The 23,467-nt window shown below is 63.4% G+C and carries 20 protein-coding genes; 4 read left to right on the top strand and 16 right to left on the bottom strand.

What is annotated here, in order from left to right; genetic code table 11:
* The first annotated feature begins 150 nt into the window (after positions 1 to 150).
* The 4 genes from FLM52_05880 (at position 151) to FLM52_05865 (ending at position 4,139) form a co-directional block, all read left to right on the top strand.
* A complete protein-coding gene (locus tag FLM52_05880) occupies positions 151 to 1,275 on the top strand; it encodes a DUF3549 family protein (GenBank protein NVN55323.1) in 1,125 nt (374 codons plus the stop codon).
* Positions 1,276 to 1,777: 502 nt separating this feature from the next.
* A complete protein-coding gene (locus FLM52_05875) occupies positions 1,778 to 2,287 on the top strand; it encodes an ATP-dependent zinc protease (GenBank protein ID NVN55322.1) in 510 nt (169 codons plus the stop codon).
* A 198-nt stretch (positions 2,288 to 2,485) separates the two neighbouring features.
* Positions 2,486 to 3,394, top strand: coding sequence for a 30S ribosomal protein S6--L-glutamate ligase (gene rimK / locus FLM52_05870; protein NVN55321.1), 909 nt, complete (start codon positions 2,486 to 2,488; stop codon positions 3,392 to 3,394).
* A gap of 286 nt (positions 3,395 to 3,680) precedes the next feature.
* Positions 3,681 to 4,139 (top strand): hypothetical protein, encoded by a 459-nt coding sequence (locus tag FLM52_05865; GenBank protein NVN55320.1) that lies wholly within the window; start codon positions 3,681 to 3,683, stop codon positions 4,137 to 4,139.
* A gap of 105 nt (positions 4,140 to 4,244) precedes the next feature.
* On the opposite strand, the gene FLM52_05860 is transcribed toward FLM52_05865, so the two are convergent.
* From FLM52_05860 to mutL, 16 genes are all read right to left on the bottom strand, one after another.
* A complete protein-coding gene (locus FLM52_05860) occupies positions 4,245 to 5,156 on the bottom strand; it encodes a sanA-like protein (protein NVN55319.1) in 912 nt (303 codons plus the stop codon).
* Between the two features lie 137 nt (positions 5,157 to 5,293).
* Complete coding sequence (locus FLM52_05855; GenBank protein NVN55318.1) at positions 5,294 to 6,052, bottom strand: YceI family protein; 759 nt, start codon at positions 6,050 to 6,052, stop codon at positions 5,294 to 5,296.
* Between the two features lie 70 nt (positions 6,053 to 6,122).
* Positions 6,123 to 6,698, bottom strand: coding sequence for a putative Fe-S cluster assembly protein SufT (gene sufT / locus FLM52_05850; GenBank protein NVN55317.1), 576 nt, complete (start codon positions 6,696 to 6,698; stop codon positions 6,123 to 6,125).
* 165 nt (positions 6,699 to 6,863) lie between these two features.
* Entirely contained in the window at positions 6,864 to 8,108 is a 1,245-nt protein-coding gene (locus tag FLM52_05845; GenBank protein ID NVN55316.1) for a cysteine desulfurase, read from the bottom strand.
* A complete protein-coding gene (gene sufD / locus FLM52_05840; GenBank protein ID NVN55315.1) occupies positions 8,105 to 9,517 on the bottom strand; it encodes a Fe-S cluster assembly protein SufD in 1,413 nt (470 codons plus the stop codon). The genes FLM52_05845 and sufD overlap by 4 nt, the downstream gene beginning before the upstream one ends.
* Positions 9,517 to 10,266: a Fe-S cluster assembly ATPase SufC gene (gene sufC, locus FLM52_05835; GenBank protein ID NVN55314.1), complete on the bottom strand. Its 750-nt coding sequence runs from the start codon at positions 10,264 to 10,266 to the stop codon at positions 9,517 to 9,519. The genes sufD and sufC overlap by 1 nt, the downstream gene beginning before the upstream one ends.
* A gap of 75 nt (positions 10,267 to 10,341) precedes the next feature.
* On the bottom strand, positions 10,342 to 11,784 hold the full coding sequence (sufB, locus tag FLM52_05830; GenBank protein ID NVN55313.1) for a Fe-S cluster assembly protein SufB: 1,443 nt from the start codon (positions 11,782 to 11,784) through the stop codon (positions 10,342 to 10,344).
* 135 nt (positions 11,785 to 11,919) lie between these two features.
* Complete coding sequence (locus FLM52_05825; GenBank protein ID NVN55312.1) at positions 11,920 to 12,426, bottom strand: SUF system Fe-S cluster assembly regulator; 507 nt, start codon at positions 12,424 to 12,426, stop codon at positions 11,920 to 11,922.
* 385 nt (positions 12,427 to 12,811) lie between these two features.
* Positions 12,812 to 14,107, bottom strand: a complete 1,296-nt coding sequence (locus tag FLM52_05820; protein ID NVN55311.1) for an adenylosuccinate synthase — start codon at positions 14,105 to 14,107, stop codon at positions 12,812 to 12,814.
* A 174-nt stretch (positions 14,108 to 14,281) separates the two neighbouring features.
* On the bottom strand, positions 14,282 to 15,466 hold the full coding sequence (locus FLM52_05815; GenBank protein ID NVN55310.1) for an ATP phosphoribosyltransferase regulatory subunit: 1,185 nt from the start codon (positions 15,464 to 15,466) through the stop codon (positions 14,282 to 14,284).
* A 359-nt stretch (positions 15,467 to 15,825) separates the two neighbouring features.
* Positions 15,826 to 16,707, bottom strand: a complete 882-nt coding sequence (gene hflC, locus FLM52_05810; GenBank protein ID NVN55309.1) for a protease modulator HflC — start codon at positions 16,705 to 16,707, stop codon at positions 15,826 to 15,828.
* Complete coding sequence (gene hflK, locus FLM52_05805) at positions 16,704 to 17,927, bottom strand: FtsH protease activity modulator HflK (GenBank protein ID NVN55308.1); 1,224 nt, start codon at positions 17,925 to 17,927, stop codon at positions 16,704 to 16,706. The genes hflC and hflK overlap by 4 nt, the downstream gene beginning before the upstream one ends.
* A gap of 388 nt (positions 17,928 to 18,315) precedes the next feature.
* Positions 18,316 to 19,686, bottom strand: a complete 1,371-nt coding sequence (gene hflX, locus FLM52_05800; GenBank protein ID NVN55307.1) for a GTPase HflX — start codon at positions 19,684 to 19,686, stop codon at positions 18,316 to 18,318.
* Positions 19,687 to 19,701: 15 nt separating this feature from the next.
* Positions 19,702 to 19,950 (bottom strand): RNA chaperone Hfq, encoded by a 249-nt coding sequence (hfq, locus tag FLM52_05795; GenBank protein ID NVN55306.1) that lies wholly within the window; start codon positions 19,948 to 19,950, stop codon positions 19,702 to 19,704.
* A 114-nt stretch (positions 19,951 to 20,064) separates the two neighbouring features.
* Positions 20,065 to 21,000: a tRNA (adenosine(37)-N6)-dimethylallyltransferase MiaA gene (gene miaA / locus FLM52_05790; GenBank protein ID NVN55305.1), complete on the bottom strand. Its 936-nt coding sequence runs from the start codon at positions 20,998 to 21,000 to the stop codon at positions 20,065 to 20,067.
* A 108-nt stretch (positions 21,001 to 21,108) separates the two neighbouring features.
* Positions 21,109 to 23,415 carry a DNA mismatch repair endonuclease MutL gene (gene mutL / locus FLM52_05785; protein ID NVN55304.1) on the bottom strand — a complete coding sequence of 769 codons (2,307 nt, stop codon included), beginning with the start codon at positions 23,413 to 23,415 and terminating at the stop codon, positions 21,109 to 21,111.
* Between the last annotated feature and the right edge of the window lie 52 nt (positions 23,416 to 23,467).

Raw genomic sequence — 23,467 nt, 5'->3', positions numbered from 1 at the left:
TGCCATTCCAGACATGCTCAGGCACATGTCACGCGCCGGCAGCTGTCACTCAACGACACGTGCCGCGCCTGGCAATGGTGCTCGACAAGACTCCTTTTTCCGTTCTCCACCACGCCAAGGCGTGGCGGAGACACAGCCGTGGTGAGCCTCATGACTCCTCTCTCTTCCTTGAGCAACTTCTTCACACGCACCGGCGCCGAGCTGCACCTTTATCACCTGGGTCGCACCCTGGCCCCGCTCAGCCTTGAGCAACTGGAAGCCTTCGAGACCGAACAGCAGCCGTGGGAGCAGCCCTTCAAGGGCCAGGCACGCTTGGCATGCGTGTTCCGTCCGGCCGGACTCGACGATCCGCTGGTGTGGTTTCTGGCCCTGCCACTGGATGAGGAAGGTCGTCTGTCTCCCGCGCAACGCGACGCCTTCCTCGAGCGCTTGATCACGACGCTGGGTCAGACGGCACTGACCGTCGGCCGGCCTGATCTCCAGCAGGCCGAGGCCGGCAAGATCGACAACCTGATGCAGGACAATCCGCTGGCCTTCACGCCGGACGACAGCCTGCGCGCCATGCTGCACGCCCGCGCCAGCCTCGATTGCGACCGCCCTGCCAGCCAGTACTACGAGCTCTCCGAGCAGTATCTCACCGCCCAGCTACCGCTGGATGACTGGCCGTCACTCGGTCTGCAGGGCATCGCCGACGTGCTGACACGGCGCGGCGAGCTGTCCAGCGAGCTTGCGGCCGCCTTCGTGCAGCGTCTGGCTGACCTGCCGGATACACCGCTGCGCGCCATCGCGCTGTGTCTGGAGCAGGCACCGCCCGCCCATTCCCAGCTGGCCGCCCCACTGCCGGAGGAATACGAGACCGAGCTGCTCTCCGCCCTGATCGCACGTGGCCAGGCTGCACGTGACCTGGGGGATCTGGAGACGCTGTGCGCCTGCCTGCGGGCCGCCGGCGCCAGCCCACGGCCTGCGGCGGCGGAGTGGATCGATGCCCTGCTGGCCGACGACGAGGCCGTCAATGTCGACGTGCTGGTCGCGATCGCTGCGCGCGGCTACGCCCATCTGGAAGATGCCAAACGTCTGCCGGCCTTCCTGACCCGCCTGGCCAGTTGCCCGCAGGCCAACTTCGCCGCCTTGGCACGCGACCTCGCCCTGATTCCGCGTCTGCGCCTGCCGGTGCTGATGACGCTGCGCAATGCAAGCGCGGACAGCCCGCTGGGTCAGGCGCTTGCCGCCCTGACCCGCCAAGCCGATACCGGCAATCCTGCCCCGCGTCATTGACGCCGGGCATGCCCGCAGGTGACAGTGCTTGAGATCATGCGCTTAACCCACGACACTCGAACAGACACTTGATCGGACACTTGCTCAAGGCATGGCATCGGGGCTGATCAGCACCGGTGAACAGGGCGCGCGGCAACGCGCCACCGGCACGACGTCACCCGCGCCTGTGACCGTGGGGGACTTGCCCGACGCCCGCAAGAGAGGCGTCTGGCGGCGATGAAAGCGCGCCATCACCGCGTGCCATGACCGCGTGCCATGACCGCGTGCCCTGGGCGGTTTTGCCGGGTGCAGTCAGCGCCACCGTCATATCCCGCTGCGTGACGCGAAAAAAGAGGCTTCAGCAAGGATTGCTGTCAGTGCGTCAAGTGACTATGCTGCGCGCCCGCCTGGCCATTACCCCGCCAGGCCGGCAACGCACATTACGCTGTGCCGCGCCTGCCCGGTGTCTTCATGCCGTGAGCCGCTGCCCGCTTCGCTCACGCCCTCTGATTAAGGAAGAAACATGTCGCATCACAAGCACATTTCGCGTCATCACATCGACAAGGCACCGCCCCTCGATCTCAAGACACTGAATCATGACCTGCTGGGCTTTCGCCCGCGTGGCGTGGTGGGTCGGCGTGAGTTGATCGAGCTGCCGGAGCTCAAGCTGCACCTCAATGCCAAGATCGACACCGGTGCGCATTCCAGTGCGCTGCATGCCGAGAGTATCGAGGTCTTCGAGCAGCACGATGATCTGTGGGTTCGCTTCATCACCCGGACCGGCGGTAGCGACTCCCCGCCGCATACGATCGAGACGCCGGTGCATGATCGCCGCCGCGTGCGCTCATCCAATGGTCAGGCCGAGTGGCGCTACGCGATCCGCTCGCGCATGAAGCTGGCCGGGCTCGACTACGATATCGACATGACGCTGGTGGACCGCTCCCAGATGCGTCACCCCATTCTGCTGGGGCGCCGTGCCCTGCGTCGCCTGCTGGTCGCACCGGGCGCCGCCTATCTGCACGGCGAACCCTGACGGTATCGGCCGTGCGCGCGGCGGCATGCTGCGGCATCTCGCCTCAAGACGCTGGCGCCGGTGCCACCTGCTATCGCGTAACGCCTCGAGACAGTAAAGGCCTCACCGACGAACACCACGCCTCCTGACGGGCTTCACGTCAGTCGTCTTCTGATTCATTCCCATCTCTGTCTGGCCCATTCGGCTCCGGAGGATTTCATGCATATCGGTATCCTGTCGCGTAACTCACGCCTCTACTCCACCCGTCGCCTGATCGAGGCCGCCGAGGCACGTGGCCACACCGCGCGCGTGGTGGACACGCTGCGTTGCTACATGAATATCGCCTCGCACCGCCCGTCCATCCATTACAAGGGCGCCGAGATCGAGCACTTCGATGCCGTCGTGCCGCGCATCGGTGCCTCCGTCACCTTCTATGGCTGCGCCGTGCTGCGCCAGTTCGAGATGATGGGCACCTACGTGGTCAATGATTCCGTGGCCATCTCCCGCTCACGCGACAAGCTGCGCTCCCTGCAGCTGCTGTCGCGCAAGGGGCTGGGCCTGCCGGTCACCGGCTTCGCGCATTCGCCGGATGACATCCCCGACCTGATCACCATGGTCAAGGGTGCGCCGCTGGTCATCAAGCTGCTGGAAGGCACCCAGGGCATCGGCGTGGTACTCGCCGAGACCAACCAGGCCGCCGAGAGCGTGATCCAGGCCTTCATGGGCATGAAAGCCAACATCATGGTGCAGGAATACATCAAGGAAGCGCGTGGCGCCGACATCCGCTGCCTGGTGGTGGGTGACAAGGTGGTGGCGTCAATGAAGCGTCAGGCGGCCGATGGCGAGTTCCGCTCCAACCTGCACCGTGGCGGCACCGCGAGCGAGATCCGCATCACGCCGGAAGAGCGCTCCACCGCCATTCGCGCCGCCAAGGCCATGGGCCTGTCCGTCGCCGGTGTCGACCTGCTGCGCGCCAATCATGGCCCGGTGATCATGGAAGTGAACTCCTCGCCGGGCCTGCAGGGTATCGAGACGGCCACCGGCAAGGACATCGCCGGTCTGATCATCGATCACATCGCCAAGTCCGCCGCGCCGGCCAAGAAGATTCCGCCCAAGCCCAAGGGCTGAGGGCTGAGGACTTAACGCGCAACGCTCGACCAAGGGGGCAGGTCGTCATGACGGCACACCTGGCGTCTCTGGGTCTGATGGCCGCGTGTGGACAAGCGGGAGCGATGGAAACAGGGCAAGGACAGCGTCTGAAGGCAACGATGATCGTCACCAGAACGTCATTGTATTGTCGTAAACTGCAGGGATTGACAGTGCGGGAATAAATATCCTGACTTTCTGCCCTTCAGGGGTAGAAAAACACTGTTTTCACCCGCACAATCTCTTCTGACGGAGGAGGTGACCGCCCATGTTTCTCGACAATCGCCAGGTGGCGATGGATAGCGTCCAGGAAGCCCTGGCAGACAGTCTTGATTATTTCGAGGATAACGCCGAACGGCTGCGTCCCGCGCTCCTGGAGGCCTTCGAGCCCTTCTATGCGAGCCGTGTCGAGCTCAAACAGGCCCTGGAAGTCGAGACACGCAAGCATCTGAGCCTGATGCCGCGCGACGCCGATGTCGAGCGCGATGACTACATGTGGCTGTGGAGTCGCCTGAAGAGCATCGTCGGCAATGACAATCAGGTGCTGATCAACGAGCTGCTCGAACAGGAACGCGTCCTGATGCAGGCCTGCTCGACCGCCTTCACGCATCCGCTGCCTGACAGCATGGAGAAGGTACTGGAAGGCATCTTCCACAACTGCCGCCATCTGATCCGCGAGCTGTACCGTCACCAGACAGGTCAGGCCGCCCGCCGCCGCGCCGGCTAGCCATATATCCGCCGCCAGGCCGTGAACGCAAGACGCCCCGCCTTCCAAAGGAAGTGCGGGGCGTCTTCGTGTTGACCCTGTGCGTCTGGCGAAGCCGACACGCGGCTAGTTCGCATCAGATCTGACAGGCAGCCACTGGAGCAGTGCCTGCTTCACCTCGGGCAGACTGGCCAGCAGGCTTGCCTGTGCCTGACACGCGAGGGCATGCGGGTCCGGCGTGTCGGCAGCATTCTCTGCATCCGCCACATCACGACTGGCAGTGGCCTGCTGCCCTACTCCGGCAGCCACCGAGTCCGCCGCCGGTGACACGGGCTTGTCCAAGGAGTGAGATGATGAGGGCTGCGATGATGAGTGCGATGACAAGACCGGCGTCGGCAGCGTCTCCTGCGGCCCGAGAAAGCGCGGCTTGCGCCCCCACAGGTAAAGGTCTCCCACTGTCGCCGCACGGGCCAGCCACTCGCGCAGCATCAGCTTGAGCCCCGGCGGCTGGCGTTCGGAGATGGCCGGGCAACCCACTGCCTCCAGGCCCAGTGCATCGGCGATGAACAGTGCACGCGGCAAATGCCACGGCTGGGTGACCAGCACCGCCTCATCGACACCGAAGACCTTGTGCGCTCGCACGAGGGTATCGAAGGTGGAGAAGCCCGCGTAATCGAGCGTCATGAACTCCTGCGGCACGTTGCGTGCTCGCAGGTCACGCCACATGGTCATCGGCTCATTGTAGTAACGCGTGCGGTTGTCCCCCGAGAGCAGCAGGTTGGAGACGCGGCGCAGGCGGTAGAGCTGGGCGGCGGTATCGAGACGTGCCTGATAGTGTGGATTGCTGCCCCCGCCCACCAGGCCGTGTGAGGTGCCGAACACGATCCCCACCTCACGGCTCTGGCAGGTCAGCGGTGACGTGGCAATGCGATCGTGCGTTGCCATCACGACCCAGAGGTTGAGCCCGACCACCGCCATTGCACCGGCGGCCAGTAGACCGACGATGGTCCAGCCAGCCCGCATGATCACTCGCTGCATCTCTTCCCCACGCCCATCCCTGCCTGTCTTTCCTGCCAGTAGCGTCACATCATGCAGGCATGAGCGATCAGCCTACCCAAGCGGCCGAGGCTCTGCCAGCACTGACTGCTCCCGGCCACGCATGCGGGTGACTCCGCTCAGTCTTCCTGCACCATTACTGCCTTGACGCTGACTGGCACCTGGGTCGCGATGTTGCCAAGCCCGGCCAGGTCACGCAGGGTGCGAATGCCATCGACCAGCGCGAACTGCTCAGCATCGACCATTACAGGCGTGAGGGTCTGCACCAGCCAGCGGTCGCCGCGCAGGCGCGTCACCTGCAGGCTCATCGGCAGGTTCTGGGTATTGTCGTGCAGCGTCAGCTGACCTTCGACATCCACCTTCTGAGTGTCGCCCGACTCCATCACCTTGAGGGTCGGCATGTCGAGACTGGCGGTCATCACGGCCAACGGATAGGTGCCGGACTCGAACAGCTTCTCGCTGACGCGCTGGTCACGAATGTCGATGCCGGTACTGGCCGAGTCGAGGTCGATCTCCACCGACAGCTGACCGGCGTCATTGACGCGCGCCCGCCAGGAGGTGAAAGCATTCGTCTCGACGGTGCTGGCGCCCGACTTGGCCATCTTGGTGGTCTGGAAGCTCAGCTGTGACACATCACCATCCAGCTTCCAGGCGGCCTGCGCGCTGGCAGCGCTACTCAGAATCAGGGTGGCGGTCAGGGTGCGCAGCGCAGTCTGGAATCGCATTGGGGAGTCTTCCTTGAGGCAGGTGATACGGGAAACCGTCAAACGGACGTGCCGCCGCGACCCGAGGCAGTAACTTGCCCGGACGCTCAGCAACGTGAATTGGATAGCCGGATGGACGAGAGGTTCCCGCCCATCCAGTTTCGTTTGCTGCATCTCCCCCGAGTATCGATGCGACCGGTAACGGTCACATCATGGAGGACAGGCAGCAAGGCGCGCCCGGGGCTCAGAACATGCCCAGCTCCAGGCGCGCCTCTTCACTCATCATCTCGCGCGACCAGGGCGGCGAGAACACGATCTCGACGTGGACCTTGGAGACATCCTCGGCGCCGAGAATCTTGCGCTTGGCATCTTCGGCAATCACGTTGCCCATGCCGCAGCCCGGCGCGGTCAAGGTCATCTTGAGATTGACCATCTTCTCGCCACTGATCAGGGTGTCGATACGACAGCCATAGACCAGCCCCAGCTCGACGATGTCGACCGGGATCTCGGGGTCGAAGCAGGTGCGCAGCTGGGCCCAGACGAAGGCCTCGATATCGGCATCGCTCTGGCCGGCCGGCAGATGCGGACGCGGCACGGCGTCCAGCCCCAGCGCATCGAGACTGAAACTCTCGATCAGGTACATGCGACCCTCGAAGGCTACGCTGACCGTCCCGCCCTTGGCCTGCATGACCTCGACAACGGCGTCTTCCTTCAATGTCACCGACTTGCCGAACGGTACCGAGATACCCTCCACGTCCCGCTGCAACGGCATCTTCTGGCCCTTGCCGAGGCTGGCCAGCTGGTCTTCGGTGTGGCTCATGCCCTCTCCTTGCCGATCCGCATGACCGGCATGCGGATCGTGAATTCTGGTGGTTCACTCGAGTCGTACGGGTGACGACATCCCCTGGCAAGGGCCGATACCAATGAGGCCCGCCATGCGCGAGCCTCATCGATCAGCGCCCGTCAGGGGCACCGCAGGGGGTGCTCAGCGCACCATGGTCAGCACACGCTGCAGGGCATCGACGAACATGTCGATCTCTTCCGGCGTGTTGTAGGCCGCGAAGGAGGCCCGACAGGTGGCATCGACACCGAAGCGGCGCAGCACCGGCTGAGCGCAATGGTGGCCGGTACGGATGGCCACCCCAAGCTGGTCGATCAGCAACCCGATGTCCTGCGCGTGGGCACCATCGACCACGAAGGAGATCGCGCCCGCCTTGTGCGGTGAGTTGCCGATGATGCGCAGGCCATCCACCTCTCCCATGCGCTGAGTGGCATGCGTCATCAGCTGCTGTTCCCAGCGCGTGATCAGCCCCATGTGGGTGCAGTCCAGCCAGTCGATGGCCTTGCCCAGTCCGATGACCTCGGCGATGGGTGGCGTGCCGGCCTCGAACTTGTGCGGCAGGTCCGCGAACAGGGTGCCATTCTCGAACGACACGGTGCGGATCATCTCACCGCCCCCCTGCCACGGCGGCATCGCCTCCAGCAGCGCCTCCTTGCCATAGAGCACCCCGATGCCGGTCGGGCCATACATCTTGTGCCCCGAGAAGACATAGAAGTCGGCATCGATCTCGCGCACATCGACCTGCTGGTGCGGCACCGCCTGGGCGCCATCGACCAGGATCAGCGCGTCGTGAGCATGCGCCAGCTTCGCCATCTCGGTCACCGGGTTGATGCTGCCCAGGGCGTTGGAGACCTGATTGACGCACACCAGACGGGTCTTCTCGCCCAGCAGGCCACGGTAGGCCTGCATGTCGAGCACGCCATCGACGTCACACGGGATGACCTTGATGACGATGTCGAGGCGCTCGGCCAGAAGCTGCCACGGCACGATGTTGGCGTGGTGCTCCATCACCGAGATCAAGACTTCATCACCGGCGTGGAGCCAGTTGGCTCCCCAGCTGTTGGCGACCAGATTGATCGCCTCGGTGGTGCCGCGCGTGAAGATGACCTCGCGCGTCAGACGCGCATTGATGAAGGCGCGCACCTTCTCGCGCGCCCCCTCATAAGCGGCCGTCGCCTCATCCGCCAGGCTGTGCAGACCGCGGTGGATGTTGGCATTGGTGCTGCGGTAATAGTCGCTCATCGCGTCGATGACGGCGGTCGGCGTCTGGCTGGTGGCCGCGCTGTCCAGATAGATCAGCGGCACATCACCATGCACACGGCGCTCGAGGATCGGAAAGTCCTCGCGCACTCGCACGACATCAAGCATCAGGTTGTCGATGGCACTCATGCAAAGTCCTCGTCACGTGCCACCGCCACTGCCCCGCCGCCCAGCTCGACACTGAGATCGACCAGCTCATCGAGGTGGAAGCGAGACGGCAGACGACCCGCGACGCTGCGCTCGATACGCTCGGCGATGGCGTCGATGCCCAGCCCTGCCATGACTTCGTTGGCGAAGGCCAGCGTCAGCAGACCGCGGGCGGTCTGCTCGTCGATGCCACGCGCACGCAGCGCGAACACGGCACTCTCGTCGAGCTGACCGGTCGTGGTGCCGTGGGAGCACTTGACGTCGTCGGCATAGATCTCGAGTTCCGGCTTGGTGTTGATCTCGGCGCGGTCCGACAGCAGCAGGTTGGCGTTGTTCTGATGCGCCTCGATCTGCTGGCTGTCGCGCTTGACCAGTACGCGGCCATTGAAGACGCCGCGGGCGCGGTCGGCCAGGATGCCCTTGTAGTTCTCGTCGGAGAACGTCAGCGCCTCGTTGTGATTGACCAGCGAGTGGGTATCCACGTGCTGACGATCACGACCGAAGAACAGGCCGTCGAGGCGTGCATGGGCGTTGTTGCCGTTCAGGTCGCAAACGATGTCGTTGCGCACCAGACCACCACCGGTGTTCAGGTTGATGGAGCGATACTGGCTATCGCGCGGCTGCTCGACCTGCAGCGAGGCGATATGCGTCTCGCCGGTGGCGGCTTCCCCCAGCTTGTAGTGATTGAGCACGGCGCCGCGCTCCAGCATCACTTCGCTGACCATGTTGGTGAAGTTGGTCGCACCGGTCTCACCGATGTGGTGTTCGATCACGCTGGCTTCGGCGCGACTACCCAGCTGCACCAGCAGACGCGGGTGGCTCATGGTCACCGGCTGGCCTTCGACGGCGGCACGCGAGAGGAACAGCACGTAGACCGGCTTGTCCAGCACCGTACGCGGGCCGACCTGGATCACCGCACCCTCTTCGGTGAAGGCGGAGTTCAGCGCCACGAACGGCGTGAAGTCGATGCCGGTCAGGCGATTCAGCGAACCCCCGATGACTTCCGGCTGATTGACGATGGCGTCAGACAGTGGCACGACACGCACGGTATCGGGCAGGCCTGCCACATCGGAGAGCTCGGCATTGTAGAGACCATCGACGAACACCAGACGATAGGCGTCGACGTCGAGTGCCAGCTCATCCTTCACGGACGGCGCGAGGCTTGCCTCATCGGCGAGACGATATTGCTGACGACCCAGTGCCTGGGTGTCGGTGTACTTCCAGGCCTCGACCTTGCGGGTCGGCAGGCCGAGGGCTTCAAAGCGGGCGATGCCGGCCTGACGGCGGGCGGCCATCCAGCTCGGGTCGGCCGCAAAGCGAGCCTTGCGGGCAGCGAATTCGCTGGCGAAGGCTTCGCTGCCGGGGACGGACGCGGTAGCAAGTGCTGTCATTACGCGGTTTCCTCCTGCAGCCAGTCATAGCCCTGGGCTTCGAGTTCGAGGGCCAGCGACTTGTCGCCGGACTTGACGATGCGGCCATCCATCAACACATGGATCTGGTCCGGCACGATGTGCTCGAGCAGACGCTGGTAGTGGGTGACCATCAGCACGGCACGCTCTTCACTGCGCAGCGAGTTGACGCCCTTGGCGACGATCTTCAGCGCGTCGATGTCGAGGCCGGAGTCGATCTCGTCGAGCATGGCCAGCTTCGGTTCCAGCACCAGCATCTGCAGGATCTCGTTGCGCTTCTTCTCACCGCCCGAGAAGCCTTCGTTGACGGCGCGCTGCAGGAAGCTGGCGTCCATCTGCATGAAGGCCAGTTTCTCGCGGATCAGCTTCATGAACTCAGGGGCCGGAATCTCGCCCAGGCCTTGGGCTTCACGCTTGGCGTTCAGCGCCGCCTTGAGCAGGTAGACGTTCTTGACCCCCGGGATTTCCACCGGGTACTGGAAGCCCAGCAGCAGGCCGGCACGGGCGCGCTCCTCGATTTCCATCTCCAGTACATCCTCACCTTCATAGGTAATGGTGCCCGAGGTCACTTCATAGCCGTCCTTGCCGGCGATCACGGAAGACAGCGTGGACTTGCCTGCGCCGTTCGGGCCCATGATGGCGTGGACTTCACCCTTGTTGATGGTCAGATCGAGACCCTTGAGGATTTCCTTGCCTTCCACCGAAACGTGCAGATCTTTGACTACGAGCATGTTGATACCTTTTGCTGACAGGCCGCCCGCGAGCGGCCCTCAAGAATGGGGGTGAATGCGAAAGACGCGGCGATATCAGCCGACGGCGCCTTCAAGGGTGACGTTGAGCAGCGCCTCGGCCTCGACGGCGAACTCCATCGGCAGCTCCTGGAAGACGTCCTTGCAGAAGCCATTGACGATCATGTTGACCGCATCTTCCTCGCTGATGCCGCGCTGACGGCAGTAGAACAGCTGATCTTCGCCGATCTTGGAGGTCGTGGCCTCGTGCTCGACGGTGGCTGTCGCGTTGCCGATTTCCTGATAGGGGAAGGTATGCGCACCGCAGCGGTCGCCGATCAACAGCGAGTCACACTGGGTGAAGTTGCGCGCGCCCTTGGCCCGCGGGCCGATCTTGACCAGACCACGATAGGACTGCTCGGAATTACCGGCCGAGATACCCTTGGAGACGATGGTGGACTTGGTGCCCTCACCGATGTGGATCATCTTGGTGCCGGTGTCCGCCTGCTGACGACCATTGGTGACGGCGACGGAGTAGAACTCCCCGACACTGTCCTTGCCGCGCAGGATGCACGACGGGTACTTCCAGGTGATCGCGGAGCCGGTCTCGACCTGGGTCCAGGAGACCTTGGAGCGGTCACCACGGCAGTCGGCACGCTTGGTGACGAAGTTGTAGATGCCGCCCTTGCCGTCTTCATCACCCGGATACCAGTTCTGGACGGTGGAATACTTGATGTAGGCGTCTTCCAGCGCCACCAGCTCGACCACGGCGGCGTGCAGCTGGTTGTCATCACGCTGCGGCGCGGTACAGCCTTCCAGATACGAGACCTGAGCCTGCTTCTCGCAGATGATCAGAGTGCGCTCGAACTGGCCGGTGTTGGCGGCGTTGATGCGGAAGTAGGTGGAAAGCTCCATCGGACAGGTGACGCCTTCCGGCACGAACACGAAGGAGCCATCGGTGAAGACGGCCGCATTCAGCGCGGTGAAGAAGTTGTCCGCCTTGGGTACCACGGTACCGAGATACTGCTTGATCAGCTCCGGGTAGTCCTGGATGGCTTCCGAGATGGAGCAGAAGATGACGCCCGCCTCGGACAGCTCCTTCTTGAAGGTCGTGGTCACGGACACGGAGTCGAAGACCGCGTCGACCGCGACACCGGCCAGTGCGGCACGCTCGTGCAACGGGATACCCAGCTTCTCGTAAGTCTCGAGCAGCTTGGGGTCGACCTCATCCAGACTCTGCGGGCGGTCTTCCGGCTTCTTCGGGGCGCTGAAGTAGGAAATCGCCTGGTAGTCGATCTCCGGATAATCCAGGTGAGCCCAGGACGGCGCCTTCATCTTCAGCCACTGCTGATACGCATCCAGGCGCCACTCCAGCATCCACTCCGGCTCACCCTTCTTGGCCGAGATGAAGCGAATCACGCTTTCATCCAGTCCCGGCGGAATGGTGTCGCTCTCGATATCGGTCACGAAGCCCTGCTTGTACTCGCGCTGTACAAGCTGCTCCATCTCCTGGCTCGCCATGCTGGTCTCCTCTCCCGGAGAGCTCCGGGTCTGTTCAGATGCCTGATCACCCCGCCCGAATCGCAGCGAAGTTCGAATGTTCGTGTTGCCACGGCGATGTTTGTCGCGCGGCAACGGATTCAGCGTTTGCCGGCTCTAGCGTTTGCCAGTGCTGTTGGATGCCTTGGCCCTGGGGAGTGGCTCGTCATCCCCATACAGACTGATGGCCTGAATCGGCAGTTGCACCGGCATGCGCAGTGGCGCGGATGACGCCAGATGCGCCAGCGTCACGCTGCCCAGCAGCTCACTGATGGCGTACGAGACGCGCTGCCAGTTGTCGGCCACCCCGCAGGTGTTGACCAGCTCGCAATCGCCATCGGCATGACTGCATTCGGTCACGGCCACCGGGCCTTCGATGGCGCTGATGATGTCGCTGGCCGTGATCTGGCTGGCTGGGCGCGCCAAGCGATAACCGCCCAGCGCGCCGCGACGCGACTCAAGCAGCCCTGCCCGCACCAGCGCCTTGAGCGTCTTGCTCACGGTGGGATGCGGCAGCTGCACGCTTTCGGCCAGATCGATCGCCGCGTGGGCCGAGTCCGGCTCGCGGGCGATGCGCGCCATCACGACAGCGGCATAATCGGTCATCTTGGAAAGCTTCAGCATGCTGGCCTCCACCACGGGAAGATTAATTGGGGACCATTTTAGTCCTGTATCAGAACGATGTGAAGCGGGGACCCCACCGAAAACGTCGAATTGCGACCTGGGCAACCAGTTTGCCGACAAGATAGCCGCCGATCACAACAAAAATAACAATCATTCCCATTTAGAATATCTACCAGCCCTGCCCGATAGCCCAAGCGCCCTGTACAACAATCCCGTGCACGCCAGGTGATCGATGACGGCAGCCCCGCTACGCCTCTCTAAAACGCACGCTCTCTCTACAAGGCCCCTCCACAACTCCACAACGCAAGACACCCCGCCGGGGAAATCCCGACGGGGTGTCTTGGTCACGCCATCATGCAAGGCTCATCGGAGCCATGCGTGATGATCAGCCGTGGAACGGATTGCGCAGCACGATGGTCTCGTTGCGGTCCGGGCCAGTGGAGATGATGTCGATCGGCACACCGACCTGTTCTTCCAGGAAGCTGATGTAAGCGCGGGCGTTGGCCGGCAGCTTGTCGACTTCGCGCACGCCGATGGTGGAATCGCTCCAGCCCGGCAGGTCCTGGTACAGCGGCTCGATGGCTTCGTAGCCTTCGGAATCCACCGGATTGTCCAGCACGTCCCCATCCTTGCCACGATAGCCGATACAGACACGGATATTCTCGAGACCATCCAGCACGTCAAGCTTGGTCAGGCAGATGCCGCTGACCGAGTTGATCTGCACGGCGTGGCGCAGGGCGACGGCATCGAACCAACCGCAACGACGCGCACGGCCGGTGGTGGCACCGAATTCGTGGCCACGCTCGGCCAGGTGACGGCCGAACTCATCGAACAGCTCGGTCGGGAACGGGCCGGAGCCGACACGGGTGGTGTAGGCCTTGGTGATGCCCAGTACGTAGTCGAGATACAGCGGGCCGACGCCGGAACCGGTGGCGGTGCCGCCGGCAGTGGTGTTGGAGCTGGTGACGTACGGGTAGGTACCGTGGTCGATGTCGAGCAGTGAGCCCTGAGCACCTTCGAAGAGGATGTTCTCGTTGGCCTTGCGCACGGAGTGGACCAGATCCACGGTGTCGCAGACCATCGGACGCAGTTCTTCGGCCATTTCCATGGCTTCGTCCAGCACCTGCTGGAAGTCGACCGGCGCTTCACCGTGATAGTGCTGCAGCACGAAGTTGTGGTAATCCAGCACTTCGCCCAGCTTGGAGGCGAAACGCTCACGGTGGAGCATGTCACCCAGACGCAGGCCACGACGCGCGACCTTGTCTTCATAGGCCGGACCGATGCCGCGACCGGTAGTCCCGATCTTGGCGACGCCACGGGCCTTCTCGCGCGCCTGGTCCAGACGCACATGGTAGGACAGGATCAGCGGGCAGGCCGGCGACAGACGCAGGCGATCACGCACCGGCACGTCGTTGGCTTCAAGCTCACGGATTTCCTTGATCAGCGCTTCCGGAGACAGCACGACACCGTTGCCGATGACGCAGGTCTTGCCTGGGTGGAGGATGCCGGACGGGATCAGGTGGAGGACGGTCTTCTTGCCGTCCAGCACCAGGGTATGACCTGCGTTGTGGCCACCCTGGAAACGCACGACGGCGCTGGCGGATTCGGTCAGCAGGTCGACGACCTTGCCCTTGCCTTCATCACCCCATTGGGTGCCGAGCACGACTACATTCTTGCCCATGGTTCCTATCTCTTTCGGTGAATAACCGTCGGTGAAAACCCACTCACAAGTGCAGCTGCCCTGTCGGCAGCTGCACCTCGGGGCCCAGTGGCCCCAGCTGTTCTGCTATCTGTCACTCGCTGCCATCGCTCTCGGGTCACCGAAGCTCACCCATTCAAGCTCAGTCATCCAGGCTCAGGCATCGAGCGTGACGACCTGCCAACCGCCGTCGCCATTGACCAGCTCACGATTGCAACGGTGTGCATCCGCGCCGGTGGTCTGGCCCGGCAGGGCCTCGATGACACGCTCGCCAGCGGCACGCAGCTGATCGACACACTCACGCAGCGCGCTGTCGTTGAGTGCCGGCGCCCAGATGCCGTCGCAGGCCGGAGCCTGCACGGCCAGCGAGGCCAGCTGCTTGAGGTCCATCGAGAAGCCGGTGGCAGGACGCGCACGACCGAAGGCTCGTCCAGTATCGTCGTAGCGCCCCCCCTTGGCCAGCGCCTGACCGTAACCCGGGACGTAGGCCGCGAACACCATGCCGGTGTGGTACTCGTAACCGCGCAGTTCGGCGAGATCGAAATAGAGCGTGACCTGCGGATGACGCTCGCGGACCGCGCAGCTCAGCGCCGTCAACTGATCCAGAGCGCTGGCGACCGCCGCCGGTGCGCCGGCGAAGGCGGTACGCGCCTGGGCCAGAATCTCGTCATCACCGTGCAGGTGCGGCAGCGCCTTGAGCATGCCCGCCACTACCTTGTCACCCACCACGCGATCGATCAATGCATCGAGAGCGGAATACTGTTTACGCTCGATGGCAGCGAACAGCTCACGCTCGTGCTCGTCATTCATGCCGGCTTCGGCGATCAAGGCACGGTAGATGCCGATATGACCCAGTGCCAGGTGCAATTCACCCGCGCCGGCCTGCTCGAGACTGGTCAGGGCCAGATGCAGAATCTCGTGGTCGGCCTCGAGGCCGGCGTGACCGAAGAGCTCGGCACCGACCTGCACCGGACTGCGACCGCCCTGGTGCTTGTCCGCCTTGGTACGCAGCACGTTGGCGCAGTAGCACAGACGTACCGGGCCTTCGCGGTGCAGAGAGTGAGCGTCCATGCGCGCCACCTGCGGGGTGACGTCGGCGCTGGCGCCCATCATGCGACCGGTCATCTGGTCGGTCAGCTTGAAGGTCTGCAGATCAAGCTCGGTACCGGTGCCGGTCAGCAGCGAATCAAGAAATTCGACGGGCGGCGGCAGCACCAGGTCATAGCCGAAGCGATGATAGAGGTCGAGCAGCGCGCGGCGCAGCGCCTCCATACGGGTTGCCTGAGGGGGCAATACCTCATCCATGCCATCCGGGAGGAGCCAGCGATCTGCGATGGTCATTGCGCTATCCTGCGAGAGATTTATGACAAGGGGTGGCTCGTGACGCGCGGAAATCCACTCGGTAACGCACATATCGATAATGACGCCCGTGGGGATTTCACGTCAGCTGACCGAGACCCGTGAAGCAAGGTCCTGCTCAACGCTTTCCTGTCGGCCTTGCGCCCGAATATGAAACCCGGGCATGAAAAGCGGCCACAAAAAAACCGGGCGGTGCCCGGTTGCAGGAGTCTAGCATGAATCCTTGTGGGATGAACCCCGCGAACCTCTCGAGCGACGTTCATCCACTGCGCGGCCTCTGATGCTGCCAGAGGCCGCGCGCAACACCCCCGAAAGCAAGCCTTCGGGCTTGATGATGCTGCTTACTGGTTGCTGCCCTGCGGGTCCTTGAAGAAGCGGAAGAACTCGCTGTCCGGCTGCATGACCATCATGTTGCCATCGCCCTTGAAGCTGTCGCGATAGGCCTGCAGAGAGCGGTAGAAGCGGAAGAACTCGGTATCCGCCCCGTAGGCACCGGCATAGATGGCAGCGGCGGAGGCATCGCCTTCACCGCGCAGGGTCTGCGCCTGCTCTTCGGCCTGCGCGAGCAGGACGGAACGGCGACGATCGGCATTGGCCTGGATCTTCTCGGCCTGCTCCTGACCCTGGGCACGATACTCACGTGCCTCACGCTGACGCTCGGTCTTCATACGCTCGTAGACCGCCTGGGAGACTTCGTCCGGCAGGTCGATACGCTTGACGCGGATATCGAGAATCGACACCCCCAGTTCCTTGCGCATCACCTCGTCGAGCTCTTCGGTGGGCTTCTTCATCAGCGCGTCACGCTGCTCGGAGATGATCTGCACCAGTTCGAGCTTGCCGAACTCGTTACGCAGACTCTCGTCGACACGCGGCGCGATCAGGCGCTCGGCCATCTGCTCTTCGCCGGAGGTCGCTTCGTAGTAGCGCTTCGGATCGACGATCTTCCACTTGACGAAGGAGTCGACGATGACGGCCTTCTTCTCGCGGGTCAGATAACGACTTGCCTGGGCATCCAGCGTCAACACGCGCGTATCGAAGGTACGGATCGTGTTGTAGACCGGCAGCTTGAAATGCAGACCGGGCTGGATGTTGTCTTCCACCACTTCACCAAACTTGAGCTTGATGGCGCGCTGGGTCTCATCAACCGTGTAGAGGCTGTTACTGCCAAGCCAGGCCACTACGGCCAGACCGGCGACGGCCATCAGTGAGCGATTGTTGATCATTGACGACCCTCCCGACGGATGCTGTTGCTGCTATCATTGCTCTGGCTGCGGCTCAGGGCATCACTCGCCTGTCGGGACACACGGTCCAGCTCGCTACGACTCATGCCACTGCTGTCTTCGGCGGCAGCACTGGACTTGTTGGCCAGCTTGTCCAACGGCAGGTACATGAGGGAATTGCCGTTCTCGACATCCACCAGCACCTTGTTGGTCTTGCCGAGCACTTCGCCCATGGTTTCCAAGTACATGCGCTCGCGGATGATTTCCGGCGCCTTCTGGTACTCGGTCAGCAGGGACGTGAAGCGGTTGGCTTCACCCTGGGACTTCGCGACCACGGACTCCTTGTAACCCTCGGCTTCCTCGATGATGCGCTGCGCCTGACCCTGGGCTTCCGGAAGAATCGAGTTCTCGTAGGCCAGCGCCTGGTTGATCGTGCGCTGACGATCCTCGCGCGCCTTGATGACGTCATCGAAGGAATCCTGGACCGCTGCCGGCGCAGAGGTGGACTCGACGTTGATGGTCTGCAGCGTCAGGCCGACACCATAGTTGTCCAGATAGGACTGCAGGCGCGACTTGACGTTGCTGGCCAGCAGCTCACGACCGGAGGTCAGGATGTCGTTCATGTCGGCACTGCCGACTTCGTGACGCAGCGCGGAGTCCATGGCGTTCTCGAGACTGATCTCGGGCGCACGGACGTTGAGCAGGAAATCACGCGGGTTGGACACCTGATACTGCACGGACATCTGGACTTCGACGATGTTCTCGTCCCGGGTCAGCATCGACTTGGTCTGGGAGAGCGAACGCACCTTGGTGACGTTGACCTCACGCACATCATCGATGATCGGCGGATTCCAGTGCAGACCCGGACCGACGATGTCGTTGTACTTGCCGAAACGCAGCACGACGCCACGCTCTGACTGATCGACCAGATAGAAGCCGGAAGCCGCCCAGATGGCGACCAGGATGACACCGATGATACCCGGCAGCGCGAAGGCATTGGTGCTGCCACCGTTGCCGCCATTGCCACCGGCACCGCCACGACGCTTGCGGCCATTGCCGAGCATGCCGTTGAGCTTGTCCTGGAATTTCTTCAGCGCTTCGTCGAGGTCGGGCGGCCCACCATTGCCACCGCCGTTACCCCCGCCCCCCTTCTTGTCCCCGTTGCGACCACCGCCGCTCCACGGGTCATGCTGGTTGCCGCCACCCGGCTCATTCCAAGCCATACGTCGTCTCCACTCAGTCGATGTTCCGCTCGTCATTATGATGACGCCGCCCTGCCAGCTGCGACCGGTTCCGTGCCTTGAGCCTGATGGCCTCCGGCGACCGATTCTCTCTTACGGCATGGCGACGCGTCCCTTGCGGGAGAAGGCCATGGCCCTGCCCGACGGCCATCGTCCGCCGGACGGCATCCAGCCAATCCTGCTGAATGCCCGCTGCTCTGACGCGCAGGGCATGCCCTGCGCGAGGGCATCCATCGTCATTCGTGCGCCGCGATGGATGCCGGGTAGTACTTGCCATTGCAATGTGACAACAGTGCGCTATTGCCTCGTGCGCCACTTCTCATCGAGCTGCTGCGCAGCGCACCAGCGCAAGTCTCGTTACCAGACGGTATCAGGACTTGTGCGTGACCGACACGCGATGCTTTTCCGCGCGTTCGGCAGACAGCTCACGCTGCCAGGCTTCACGGTCATCATGTTCACCGCCGAGATAATCTTCAGGCGATTCACCAAGATGAGACAACAACTGCAGAAAGTCGCGTTTCTCGAGACGAATGTCCAGCAGCGCATTGCCCTGCTCGTCATATTGCTCGTCCTTGACCGCGTCCAGCTCATGCAGACCTGCCCGTAGACGGGACTTCTCAGGCCCAAGCGTCAGCTGCATGGAGATGACGTTGTCGGACAGCAGCTCGGCGAAGGCCTGCATCAACAGATCCAGCCCCTTGCCATCGCGTGCCGACAGCCACACCGCCAGCGGACGACCGAAGCCATCACGCTCGATGCGCGGCGCCATGTCGAGTCGATCGATCTTGTTCATGACCAACAGACGCGGCACATCACCGGCGTCGATCTCGTTGAGCACCTCGTTGACCTGCTCGGTATTGCGGTCATTCTCCGGGTCTGCGGCGTCGATGACATGTACCAGCAGATCCGCTTCCGCCGCTTCCTGCAGGGTCGCCTGGAAGGCTTCCACCAGCTTGTGCGGCAGATGACGAATGAAGCCGACGGTATCGGCCAGGACTGCCGAACCGACATCCTCGAGCTCCAGACGACGCAGCGTCGGGTCCAGCGTCGCGAACAGCTGATCGGCGGCGTACACCTCGGAGGTGGTCAGCGCGTTGAACAGCGTCGACTTGCCGGCGTTGGTATAGCCGACCAGCGACAGGCTCGGGATCTCGGCACGCGCACGGGCACGGCGGTTCTGATCGCGCTGCTTGTGCACCTTCTCGAGTCGTTTGTGGATCGACTTGATGCGGGCGCGCAACAGGCGACGGTCAGTCTCGAGCTGGGTTTCCCCCGGGCCTCGCAGACCGATACCGCCTTTCTGACGCTCAAGGTGAGTCCAACCCCGCACCAGGCGGGTAGACATGTACTCGAGCTGTGCGAGTTCCACCTGCAGCTTGCCCTCATGGGTCCGCGCACGCTGGGCAAAGATGTCGAGAATCAGACCGGTACGGTCGATGACGCGACATTTGAGCGTGGCTTCGAGGTTGCGCTGCTGGGAAGGACTCAATGAATGGTTGAAAATGACCAGCTCGGCTTCGTGCACGGCCAGGGCCTCTTGCACTTCCTCAAGCTTGCCTTCTCCGATGAACGTACGGGAGTCGGGGCGGGGCCGGCTACCCTCGATGAGGGTCGCCGGCACGGCGCCTGCCGAACGTACGAGTTCGAGGAGCTCACCGGCATCCTCGCGTTCTTTTTCGTCCCGGAAATTGACATGCACCAGGACGGCCGTTTCACCGGCTTCAGGTCGTTCGAAGAACAATCAGCGCCTCTGACTTCAGCTTTCTGTGGACGGCACGCTCGAATCCTGGGCCGGCAGGCGCACATTGCGCGACGGCACCACGGTCGAGATAGCATGCTTGTAAACCATCTGGGAGACAGTATTGCGCAGCAGGATCACGAACTGATCGAAGGATTCGATCTGGCCCTGCAGTTTGATGCCGTTGACCAGGAAGATCGAGACCGGGATACGTTCCTTGCGCAGGATGTTCAGGTACGGGTCCTGGAGTGATTGACCTTTGGACATGTGACTCTCCGTAAAAATGTCTCGTTCGAGGTAAGTATGGTTATGTTCGCCAGCGCTCCGGGTTGCCCTCTTGAGGGGGCTTCACGGGCGCGGGTCGTGACCGCTCATGTTACGCTAAGTGCAGGTCTGGCGCACGATTTTCAAGGTTTCACTGTAAGGATCTACACCCATGGAATCCACCGGGTGAATCCCCTGCCAGCTCCGCAGCCAGGTCAACTGTCGCTTGGCGAGTTGACGCGTCGCGATGATGCCGCGCTCACGCATCTCGTCCCGGCTCAGATGGCCATCGAGAAAATCCCACACCTGACGGTAGCCGACACAACGGATCGAGGGCAGGCCCGCATGCAGTTCCGGACGTGCCTTCAGCGCTTCGACCTCGGCAATGAAGCCCTGTTCCAACATCTGATCAAAACGCGTCTCGATACGTTCATGTAACACGGCTCTATCGTGGGGCGCCAGTGCGATCGCTATCGGCCGGAACGGAAGTTCCGCCTTCGGCTGCTCCGCGAGCAGCTCGCTCATCGGGCGCCCGCTGATCAGACAGACCTCCAGCGCGCGTGTCAGCCGCTGGGGGTCAGTGGCCCGAATGCGCTGTGCCGTGGCCGGATCAAGCCGCGCCAGCTGCGCATGCAGCGCCGGCAGACCCTCGGACTGGATACGCGCCTCAAGCTCCGCGCGCAGCTCGGCATCCGCTGCCGGCAGCTCCGCCACGCCTTCCAGCAGACGCTTGAAATACATCATGGTGCCCCCGACCAGCAGCGGCATCTTGCCGCGGGACTGGATCTCGGCGATATGCGCCAGCGCATCGCGACGAAACTCGGCGGCGGAATAGCTCTCCAGCGGGTCGAGAAAGTCGATCAGGCGGTGTGGCGCTCGGGCCAGCTCTGCCGCGCTCGGCTTGGCCGTGCCGATATCCATGCCGCGATAGATCAGCGCCGAATCGACACTGACCAACTCCGCGCCCTGCTCCTCGTGCCAGCGAATGGCGAGGTCGGTCTTGCCGGAGGCCGTCGGCCCCATCAACAACACGACAGGCGGCTTGTCAGCCACCTCAGGCGCGTGATGTCGGGAATCTTCAGGGGGTTGAATCTGGGTCATGGCCTATTGTCTGGGCTGGGAGGTGAATCAGGGGTGAACCGCGACGACACGGGGCGTCATCTACTGGCCGCGCAGGAACAGCTTGTCGAGCTCATGCATCGAAAGCTCGGTCCAGGTCGGCCGGCCGTGATTGCATTGCCCGGAGCGCTCGGTGCGCTCCATGTCACGCAGCAGGGCATTCATTTCCGGAATCGTCAGTCGGCGGTTGGCGCGCACGCTGCCGCGACACGCCATGTCGGCGAGCAGTTCATTCATGTGCGCCTCCATGCGGTCACTGCGCCCATAGCGCTCGAGGTCTTCCAGCATGCCGCGCACCAGAGGCTCCACATCGGCATTGCCGAGCACGACCGGCACCTGACGCACCAGCAGCGTTTCCGGCCCGGCAGCGTCCAGCTCGACGCCCAGACGCGTGAACGCCTCGGACTCGCGCTCGAAGGTGCCCATCTCGCGCGCACTGACCGCCAGTGACACCGGTACCAGCAGCGGCTGGGCCTCCAGATGGCCGCCGCCGTGGACGTGCTGCTTCATGCGTTCATAGGTAATGCGCTCGTGAGCGGCATGCATGTCGACCATCACCAGCCCGCGCGAGGTCTGCGACAGGATGTAGACCCCATGCAGCTGCGCCACGGCATAGCCCAGCGGCGGGGTGTCATCGTCGTCACTCTGCGCCGGCAGACCACGCATCACCACTGCCGCACCACCTGAGACCGACGGCGCCGACATGCCAGACACGGCGTCGCTGGAAGGCGCGCCGCCGGACGCCCCCCCCACCTGAGGCGAGTCGACCTGCCAACCGGGCGCCGCTTCTCGGACACCGGTCTGCGCATTCTCCTGCGAACTCCCCTGACGTGCGCCTTCCCCATCACCCTCGCGGCCACCTTCGCCCAGCGTGACTCGTGGCGCACGCCGCGCCTCACGTTCGGCATTGGCGATCGCCGCCGGATCATTGGCCATGCCCGCGCCGCCTGCCCCACCGCCTGGCGTGAGCAGATGATCTTCGCTGGGGTGCAGTGCCCGATAACCGGCCATGAATTGACGCACACGCTCGGCGCTAAGGCGTTCGCTGGAGCGCCCATCACCGGCAGGCGGCAGCTGCGAGGAAGGTTTCCAGGGAGCCGCAGCGCCTGCAGGTGCGCTTGGCGAAGCCGGCGAGTCGCCCCCGGACTGCGGACCGGCCGATGAAGATTGCTGCCCGGAGGCGATATTCTGCTGGGTATCCTGTTCCTGACGCCCGAGACGCATGCCCTGCTGCTGCCAACCGGGGTCCTCTTCCTTCTCCTGCCCCTCGATGCCGGTAGGCGCGGCGCTGTTGTCACCGGGACGCACCTCGGCCAGCGCCTTGTGCAGACTGGAGAACAGGAAGTCATGTACCAGTCGCCCGTCCCGGAAGCGCACTTCGTGCTTGGTCGGGTGAACGTTGACATCCACCACCGTCGGGTCGAGCTCCAGATAGAGCACGAACACCGGATGCCGACCATGGAACAGCACATCGCGATAGGCCTGACGCACGGCGTGCGCGACCAGTCGGTCACGCACCACGCGGCCATTGACGAAGAAGTACTGCTGATCGGCCTGGGCACGCGAATGCGTCGGCAAGCCCACCCAACCGGACAGACGCAGCCCGGAGGCCTCGATATCCAGATGCAGCGCGTGCTCGAGGAAGTTGCGCCCCAGCAGCGCACCGATGCGCCGCTCCACCGTCAGGGTGTCTTCACCGGCACGCAGCTGATGCACCACCTTCTGGTTGTGACGCAGCGTCCAGCCGATGTCGTGGCGTGACAATGCCAGCCGCCGGAAGCTTTCCTCGACATGACCGAACTCGGTCTTCTCGGTGCGCATGAACTTGCGGCGCGCCGGCGTATTGAAGAACAGATCACGCACCGCGACGCTGGTGCCACGCGGATGCGGCGCCGGGGAGACGCGCGGCGCCATCTCGCGCCCTTCCGCCACCACGCGCCAGCCGTTGGCCGGCTCATCCGAGACATTCGAGAACAGCTCCAGCCGCGAGACCGAACTGATCGAGGCCAGAGCCTCGCCCCGGAAACCGAGGCTCGCCACGCCCTCGAGATCATCCAGGCTCTCGATCTTGCTGGTCGCATGCCGTGACAGCGCCAGCGGCAGGTCTTCCTCGGTGATGCCGCTGCCGTTGTCGCGCACGCGAATCAGCCGCGCACCGCCGCCTTCCAGCTCCAGCTCGATGCGGGTGCTGCCGGCATCGATGGCGTTCTCGACCAGCTCCTTGACCACGGAAGCCGGCCGCTCCACGACCTCACCCGCCGCGATCTGGTTGGCAAGGCGTGGATTGAGAATGCGGATCCGTCGCTCGCCAGGGCGAGCGGGTTGCATGTCGGTCAGCTCGTCAGACATCGATAAACTCCTGGATACACGAGCGAAAAACGCCGCGTCTCTGAAAACGATA

It is taken from the genome of bacterium Scap17 (genome assembly GCA_013376735.1).
Classification (GTDB): domain Bacteria; phylum Pseudomonadota; class Gammaproteobacteria; order Pseudomonadales; family Halomonadaceae; genus Cobetia.
The sequence above is the reverse complement of the archived record's forward strand: the minus strand, read 5'-3'. Positions and strand labels throughout refer to the sequence as shown.

Excerpts from the sequence above, each read along its gene's own strand:
- FLM52_05880 (NVN55323.1), top strand. The coding sequence starts at position 151 with ATGACTCCTCTCTCTTCCTTGAGCAACTTCTTCACACGCACCGGCGCC.
- FLM52_05875 (NVN55322.1), top strand. The coding sequence starts at position 1,778 with ATGTCGCATCACAAGCACATTTCGCGTCATCACATCGACAAGGCACCG.
- rimK (NVN55321.1), top strand. The coding sequence starts at position 2,486 with ATGCATATCGGTATCCTGTCGCGTAACTCACGCCTCTACTCCACCCGT.
- FLM52_05865 (NVN55320.1), top strand. The coding sequence starts at position 3,681 with ATGTTTCTCGACAATCGCCAGGTGGCGATGGATAGCGTCCAGGAAGCC.
- FLM52_05860 (NVN55319.1), bottom strand. The coding sequence starts at position 5,156 with ATGCAGCGAGTGATCATGCGGGCTGGCTGGACCATCGTCGGTCTACTG.
- FLM52_05855 (NVN55318.1), bottom strand. The coding sequence starts at position 6,052 with ATGCAGCAAACGAAACTGGATGGGCGGGAACCTCTCGTCCATCCGGCT.
- sufT (NVN55317.1), bottom strand. The coding sequence starts at position 6,698 with ATGAGCCACACCGAAGACCAGCTGGCCAGCCTCGGCAAGGGCCAGAAG.
- FLM52_05845 (NVN55316.1), bottom strand. The coding sequence starts at position 8,108 with ATGAGTGCCATCGACAACCTGATGCTTGATGTCGTGCGAGTGCGCGAG.
- sufD (NVN55315.1), bottom strand. The coding sequence starts at position 9,517 with ATGACAGCACTTGCTACCGCGTCCGTCCCCGGCAGCGAAGCCTTCGCC.
- sufC (NVN55314.1), bottom strand. The coding sequence starts at position 10,266 with ATGCTCGTAGTCAAAGATCTGCACGTTTCGGTGGAAGGCAAGGAAATC.
- sufB (NVN55313.1), bottom strand. The coding sequence starts at position 11,784 with ATGGCGAGCCAGGAGATGGAGCAGCTTGTACAGCGCGAGTACAAGCAG.
- FLM52_05825 (NVN55312.1), bottom strand. The coding sequence starts at position 12,426 with ATGCTGAAGCTTTCCAAGATGACCGATTATGCCGCTGTCGTGATGGCG.
- FLM52_05820 (NVN55311.1), bottom strand. The coding sequence starts at position 14,107 with ATGGGCAAGAATGTAGTCGTGCTCGGCACCCAATGGGGTGATGAAGGC.
- FLM52_05815 (NVN55310.1), bottom strand. The coding sequence starts at position 15,466 with ATGACCATCGCAGATCGCTGGCTCCTCCCGGATGGCATGGATGAGGTA.
- hflC (NVN55309.1), bottom strand. The coding sequence starts at position 16,707 with ATGATCAACAATCGCTCACTGATGGCCGTCGCCGGTCTGGCCGTAGTG.
- hflK (NVN55308.1), bottom strand. The coding sequence starts at position 17,927 with ATGGCTTGGAATGAGCCGGGTGGCGGCAACCAGCATGACCCGTGGAGC.
- hfq (NVN55306.1), bottom strand. The coding sequence starts at position 19,950 with ATGTCCAAAGGTCAATCACTCCAGGACCCGTACCTGAACATCCTGCGC.
- mutL (NVN55304.1), bottom strand. The coding sequence starts at position 23,415 with ATGTCTGACGAGCTGACCGACATGCAACCCGCTCGCCCTGGCGAGCGA.